Origin of the sequence: Phenylobacterium sp. (assembly GCF_031425575.1) — a bacterium.
In the GTDB taxonomy this organism is placed as follows: Bacteria; Pseudomonadota; Alphaproteobacteria; order Caulobacterales; family Caulobacteraceae; genus Phenylobacterium.
This window is the reverse complement of the sequence record NZ_JANPJP010000219.1, coordinates 1-5,845: the sequence shown is the minus strand read 5'-3', so window position 1 is coordinate 5,845 and position 5,845 is coordinate 1. Positions and strand designations below refer to the sequence as shown.

The 5,845-nt window shown below is 71.3% G+C and carries 7 protein-coding genes; 1 reads left to right on the top strand and 6 read right to left on the bottom strand.

Annotated features, from left to right (window positions below; genetic code table 11):
* Nucleotides 1-248: dihydrodipicolinate synthase family protein (locus tag RMO97_RS12540; RefSeq protein WP_310541405.1), on the bottom strand; the 248-nt coding region annotated here is incomplete at its 3' end.
* Nucleotides 249-377: 129 nt separating this feature from the next.
* On the opposite strand from RMO97_RS12540, the gene RMO97_RS12535 reads away from it, so the two are divergent.
* Nucleotides 378-2,528: a lytic transglycosylase domain-containing protein gene (locus RMO97_RS12535; protein WP_310541404.1), complete on the top strand. Its 2,151-nt coding sequence runs from the start codon at nucleotides 378-380 to the stop codon at nucleotides 2,526-2,528.
* Here RMO97_RS12535 and RMO97_RS12530 read toward each other — a convergent pair.
* The 5 genes from RMO97_RS12530 to RMO97_RS12510 form a co-directional block, all read right to left on the bottom strand.
* A complete protein-coding gene (locus tag RMO97_RS12530) occupies nucleotides 2,525-3,040 on the bottom strand; it encodes a hypothetical protein (RefSeq protein WP_310541403.1) in 516 nt (171 codons plus the stop codon). The two genes, RMO97_RS12535 and RMO97_RS12530, sit on opposite strands and share 4 nt — an antisense overlap.
* Entirely contained in the window at nucleotides 3,037-3,798 is a 762-nt protein-coding gene (locus RMO97_RS12525; protein ID WP_310541402.1) for an ABC transporter ATP-binding protein, read from the bottom strand. The genes RMO97_RS12530 and RMO97_RS12525 overlap by 4 nt, the downstream gene beginning before the upstream one ends.
* On the bottom strand, nucleotides 3,795-4,772 hold the full coding sequence (locus RMO97_RS12520; RefSeq protein ID WP_310541401.1) for an iron ABC transporter permease: 978 nt from the start codon (nucleotides 4,770-4,772) through the stop codon (nucleotides 3,795-3,797). The genes RMO97_RS12525 and RMO97_RS12520 overlap by 4 nt, the downstream gene beginning before the upstream one ends.
* On the bottom strand, nucleotides 4,769-5,548 hold the full coding sequence (locus RMO97_RS12515; protein ID WP_310541400.1) for an ABC transporter substrate-binding protein: 780 nt from the start codon (nucleotides 5,546-5,548) through the stop codon (nucleotides 4,769-4,771). Before RMO97_RS12515 ends, RMO97_RS12520 begins: the two co-directional genes overlap by 4 nt.
* A gap of 8 nt (nucleotides 5,549-5,556) precedes the next feature.
* Nucleotides 5,557-5,845 (bottom strand): TetR-like C-terminal domain-containing protein (locus RMO97_RS12510; RefSeq protein WP_310541399.1); only part of this gene is annotated, 289 nt, incomplete at its 5' end.

Sequence of the window (5,845 nt, the reverse complement as noted above, 5' to 3'; positions counted from 1 at the left end):
TTGGAGCCCGCGCCGGCGATAATCGGCACACGCCCGGCGGCGGTGGCGACGCACAGTTCTACAACCCGACGGTGTTCGTCGTGGCTCAGGGTGGCGGTTTCGCCTGTGGTGCCAACGGGCACCAGGCCGTGGACACCGCCTGCGATCTGGCGTTCGACAAGGGCGACAAACGCCTGCTCATCGATCGCGCCGTCGCGGAATGGCGTCACGAGGGCCGGCATGACGCCCTTGAACAAAGGTTCGGACATGGTCTGCAAAAAGCCGTGAAAGCGAGGCCAGATGTTGCGGCCTCAAGATTTGGCCGGACAATATGGCGGGCAGGCCCTAAGCCGCAACCAGACTTGTTCCGTATTTCAATGGATCCGGAGATATTCGTTTTGGCGTCAAAGGCCCGCAAGGCACTCTTCACCGCAGTCGCCGCTGTTCTGCTGACCGGCGTGGCCGAGGCGCAACAGCCGGCGCAGGGGCCCGCGCCCTATGAGGGGCCGCCGCCGCCCATCGAGCTGACCCAGACCCAGCCGACAGCCTACCGCCGCAGACTTTCGGACGCCGACGGCGCAGCGCTGCGCAGCGCGCTCGACAGCGCCAAGCGGGCCGACGTGACCGGCGCACGCACCGCGATCGCGATGATCAACGACCCCATCGCCAAGAAGATCGCCATCTGGGCGATGGCCGACGCCAACGCGGACGCCCTGAGTTTCTTCGAGGTCGACCAGGCCCGCCGTGACCTGGCCGGCTGGCCGCGCGCGTCGCGCCGGCAGGTGGCGGCCGAGAAGCTGCTGGAGACCGGCGGCCTCAGCCCGCAGCGGGTCATCGACTGGTTCGGCGGCGCCGCGCCCACCACCGCCGAGGGCGCCATGGCGCTGGCCTCCGCCTATCGCGCCACGGGGCGGAACAAGGAAGCCGCCGACCTCATCCGCAAGACCTGGCGCAACGACCTGTTCGAAGCCGACCCGCAGCGTTCGATGCTGGCGCGGTTCGGCGACGTCCTGACCGCCGACGACCACATCCGGCGCGCCGACGTCATCCTGTTCGGCAGCCAGGGACCGGCGGCCCGCGACATGATCCCCCTGCTGCCCGCCGATCAGGCCCAGCTGGCCCAGGCGCGAATGGCGCTGCGTCAGAATTCCGGCAACGCCAACGCCCTGGTCAACAACCTGCCGGCCAGCGTCTCCAACTCCCCGGGCCTGGCCTTCGAGCGGGCCGCCTACATGCGCCGTCGGGGCATGGACCAGGTGGCGCTGGGCCTGGTGCGCAACTTCCCGACCCAGATCGCCTTCCCCGAGATGGGCGCGCGCATCTGGGACGAACGCTACCAACTGGTGATCGCCTCGCTGCGCAATGGTGACTCTCAGGGCGCCTACCTGGCCGCCGCCAATACCGGCCTGACCGAGGGCGCCGACGCGGCGGAGGCGGAGTTTTACGCCGGCTGGGTCGCCCTGACCCGTCTGAAGCGACCCCAGGACGCCGACCGACACTTCGCCGCCATCGAGAAGATCGGCTCGTCACCCATCACCCGGGCCAGGGCCCTCTACTGGCGGGGCCGGGCGGCGGAGGCCAGCGGCCAGCAGGACCGCGCCCGTGGCTTCTACGGCGCGGCGGCCAAGCACAACACAACCTTCTACGGCCAGTTGGCCGGGGAGAAGGTCGGCGGCCACAGGCTGAATCTGGGCCGCGACCCCGCCATCACCCAGGCCGACCGCAACCGCTTCGAGGGCCGCGACGCCGTGCGCGCCGCGCGCATGCTGTACGAGATCGGCAACAAGGACCTGTTCAAGACCTTCGTCCTGACCCTGGACGATGTGCTCCCCACGGCGGAGGAAGAGGCGTTGCTGGTGGACATGGTCCGCGGCTACGGCGACATCGACACCGGCATGAAGGTGGTGCGGGCCGCCGCCCAGCGCGGCTTCATCCTGCCCGAGCGCGGTTATCCCATGCGCTCCACCCCCAACCTGGCCAACGCGCCCGAGCCGGCCCTGATCCTCGGCATCACCCGCCAGGAGAGCGGCTTCGATCCGCTGATCCGATCAGGCGCCGGGGCGCGGGGCATGATGCAGCTGATGCCCGCCACCGCCTCAGCCACCGCCCGACGCCTGGGCGTCGGCTACTCGCTGGGGATGCTGGACGATCCCGACTACAACATGCGGCTGGGCACCACCTACCTGGGTCAGATGGTGGACACCTTCTCCGGCTCCTATCCCATGGCCATCGCCGCCTACAACGCCGGGCCCGGCCGGCCCTCCACTTGGTCATCCTTCTGCGGCGACCCGCGGGGCGCGACCACCGATCCCATCGACTTCATCGAGTGCATCCCGTTCTCCGAGACCCGCAACTATGTGATGCGGGTGATGGAGGGCATGACGGTCTACCGCGCGCGCCTGAATGGCGGCGTCACGCCCATCACCCTGTCGGCGGACCTCAAGCGCGGCGGATACGGGATGGGCTACGTGCCGTCCGGCGGCGCAGTGCAGACCCAGACCAGCGTCCCCACCCAGGCCACGGGCGGGATGCGGCCGATCCCTAACTAGGGCTCGTTGACCCAGGCTTCTATGAGGGGCGCGATCAGCTCCAGGTCGTCGTAGCGATGATCATCGCCGGGGATTTCCCGGGCGGCGCAGAGAGGATGCCTGGCCACGATGGCGGCGAGGTCGCGATAGGCGCCGTTGTAGTCCGCGGTCTGCTGGATGAAGAGCGTCGGAACCGCCGCGCAGTGGGCTTCCAGCAGAGGAACCCATCCTTCCGGAACGAACCGCGCCAGCGGGGTCCCGAGGAAGACACAGGCCTGGGGCGCGAAGCCATGTCGATCGCGCGCCAGCATGACGATCAGGTTTCCGATCGACTTGGAGATGACCAGGTCCGCGCCGCTGCCGCTCACCGCCTGCGCGTCGGCGGAGATGTCAGGATCGCTGACGTCGGCGCGGTCCCAGAAGCCATGGGGCCGCACGACGGCCTCGGTCTGGCCGATCTCCAGCCGATCGATCAAGCCCTGCATCTGGCCCAAGGTCTCCGGCTTGCGGCCGGGCAGTCCGAGCACCTTCATGACCGGTGTCTCCGAGCGGCGAGGGTCAGGCCGGCCGAGGTTTCTTCCAATCCGCCGTCCAGCCCGAAGACCTCGCGCAGGACTTGAGGCGTCAGGGCCTCGCGGGGTGGGCCGTCGGCGACGATGCGGCCCTGCCCCACCACCACCAGCCGATCGCAGGCGCGGGCGGCCAGGCCCAGGTCGTGAAGCGTGAGGACCACGGCGGCGCCCCGCGCGGCCTCCTCGCGGAAGAGATCGAGCGACAAGAGCTGTGCATCCGGGTCGAGGCCCGCGGCGGGCTCGTCAGCCACCAGCAGGGGGGCGGCGGTCGCCAGAAGCCGGGCCAGGAGCACCCTCGCCCGCTCGCCGCCGGAGAGATCAAGCACGCCGCGATCAGCCAGCGGCGAGAGGCCGACCCTGGCCAGGGCGTCCAGGGCGGCTGTCCGCGCCAGGGCCGGCGGCTTCAGCGCCGCCCCCAGGCTGGCGATGCGCCAGGCCGGCAGGTTCCAGCCGACCCGGCGCTCCTGGGGCAGGTAGCCGGCCAGGGCCGCGCGGGCGGCGTCATCCAGGCTGCTCACGTCGCGCCCGGCCAGCTCAGCGCGCCCCGAGGCCAGCCTGACCAGGCCGAGGGCGGCGCGCAGCAGAGTGGTCTTGCCTGCGCCATTGGGGCCTACGACGCCCACCACCTCGCCGGCCCGGACGCTGAGGCTGGCGCCGGTGAGCACCGGGGTCTGACCGCGCCGCACGGCGGCGTCATGCAGGGACAGCACCGGGCTCATGCGCGCCAGCTCCGGGCGGCGCGCCAGGCGATGAGCGCAAACAGCGGCGCGCCGAACAGGGCGGTGACGACGCCGAGCTTCAGTTCCTGGTCGGTGGGGATCAGGCGCGCAGCGATATCGGCGGCGGTGAGCAGGATCGCGCCGGCCAGGGCCGAGGGGGCCAGGGCCTTGCCCGGATCGGCTCCGGCCCCCGCGCGGACCAGATGCGGCGCGGCCAGGCCAACGAAACCGATGATGCCCGCCATGGCGACGGCGGCGCCAGTCAGCAGGGACGCGCCGGCGACGGCGGCGGCGCGCAGGCGGCCCATGGGCAAACCCGACATGGCGGCGGTCTCCTCCCCGAGGGTCAGCATCACCAGGCCCCGCGCCGCGTAGACGCAGAGCGCGGCGCCCAGGGTCATGGGCGCGAGCTCCCAGCCGATGTCGCTCCAGCTGCGGTTGGACACCGACCCCATCAGCCACGACAGGATCTCCGCGGTGGTGACCGGTGAGGGCGAGAGATTGAAGATCAGCGAGGTCAGCGCGCCCGCGAAGGCCGAGAGCGCCACGCCGAACAGGATCAGGGTCTCCGGCTCCCGGAAGCGGGCGGCCAGGATGGTCAGCAGCAGGCCGGTGGCCAGGGCGGCGACCAGGGCCGCGACCTCCGTCCCACCGGGAATGGCGGCGAGGCCAAGGGCGATGGCCAGCGACGCCCCAAGCCCCGCCCCGGCCGAGACTCCCAGCACCCCCGGATCGGCCAGGGGATTGCGCAGCAGGCCCTGCATGACCGCGCCCGCCAGGCCCAGTGCTCCGCCGACGACGGCGGCGGCCACGACCCGAGGCGCACGGATGGCCCAGAGGATTTCGGCGGGTCCCGAAGCCGGATCGCGGAAGGCCTCGGCGTACTGGGCGCCGGTGAGCGCCGTCTCTCCCAACAGCAGGCCCAGGGCGAGCAGCACCAGCAACGCGGCGGCCAGAACCAGGTTCAGCCTCATCGCGGCGCCCTGGCGGCCAGGATCTCAACCGCCTCGGCGGCCGCTGGGGCGGGGCAGCCCAGCATCGAGCCTGGCAGGCTGGCGATGGTGCGCCCCTCGGCGACCCGGCGCATGACGCCGTGACGGCCCAGACCCCAGCGGTTGTTGGCCAGCATGAAATCGTCGAAGAACCCCAGAACCAGGGCGCGCGGCGGGTTCAGCGCCAATTGCTCAAGGGAGACCGGTTGGAAGCCCGGGCCCGGCGGGACCGGTGTCAGGCCGGCGGACTTCAGGATCTGATGCACCAGGGTTCCCTCCCCGCCGGTGAAGCCGCCCGGGGTGACATAGAGCGCCGTGGCTCCGCGCCAGGCGCCGGCGGAACGGTCCAGCCGGGCGTCCATGCGTGCGATCACGGCCTCGCCCTGGGCCCTGCGGTCCATGGCGGCTGCCACCCGGCGGACATTGGCCCGCACCCCGCCAAAGTCCGAGGCGTCCTCGATGGTCACCACGCGGGCGCCGCGCTTCTCAAGCTGGGCCAGGAAGCGCCGATCCCCGCCCCAGTAGCGGACGACGAGATCGGGTCTGGCCGAGAGGGCTGATTCCAGGGTCGTGCGGCGCTGTGGGAGGCCCCGGGCCAGGTCCCGCAGGCGGGAATCGCGGTCGTCGGCCCGGGTGGAAAGCCCGACGACGGTGGCGCGCGGGCTAAGGGCCAGGACATACTGGTCGGCGCATTGATCCAGAGAGAGCACCCGGGGCGCGGCCTGAGCTGCGCCCGCCAGGCCCAGGGCCGCGACCAACGCGGCGGTCAGTCTATGACGAGGCCGTGCATGAGGCCGTCCAGGGTGACCTGGATCACCTCGTCCACCGGCGCCCAGGCGAAGTTCGGACGGCCGATCATCAGCGCTACGACGCCATGGCAGGCGGCCCAGAGGGCCTGGGCCGCGCTGTCGCCGGTGCCGGTCCGCAGCCGTCCCTCGGCCGCGATCTCGCGCACCGCGCCGCTGAAGATTTCGTAGCATCGCGCGCTCATGTCCGCCGTGCCTTCGTGCCAGATGGTCGATACGGGGTGAACCCCGGCGAACACAAGCAGATAG

What these genes read in the sequence shown, in the direction of transcription:
- RMO97_RS12520 (WP_310541401.1), bottom strand. Translation starts at nt 4,772, where the DNA reads ATGAGGCTGAACCTGGTTCTGGCCGCCGCGTTGCTGGTGCTGCTCGCC.
- RMO97_RS12525 (WP_310541402.1), bottom strand. Translation starts at nt 3,798, where the DNA reads ATGAGCCCGGTGCTGTCCCTGCATGACGCCGCCGTGCGGCGCGGTCAG.
- RMO97_RS12530 (WP_310541403.1), bottom strand. Translation starts at nt 3,040, where the DNA reads ATGAAGGTGCTCGGACTGCCCGGCCGCAAGCCGGAGACCTTGGGCCAG.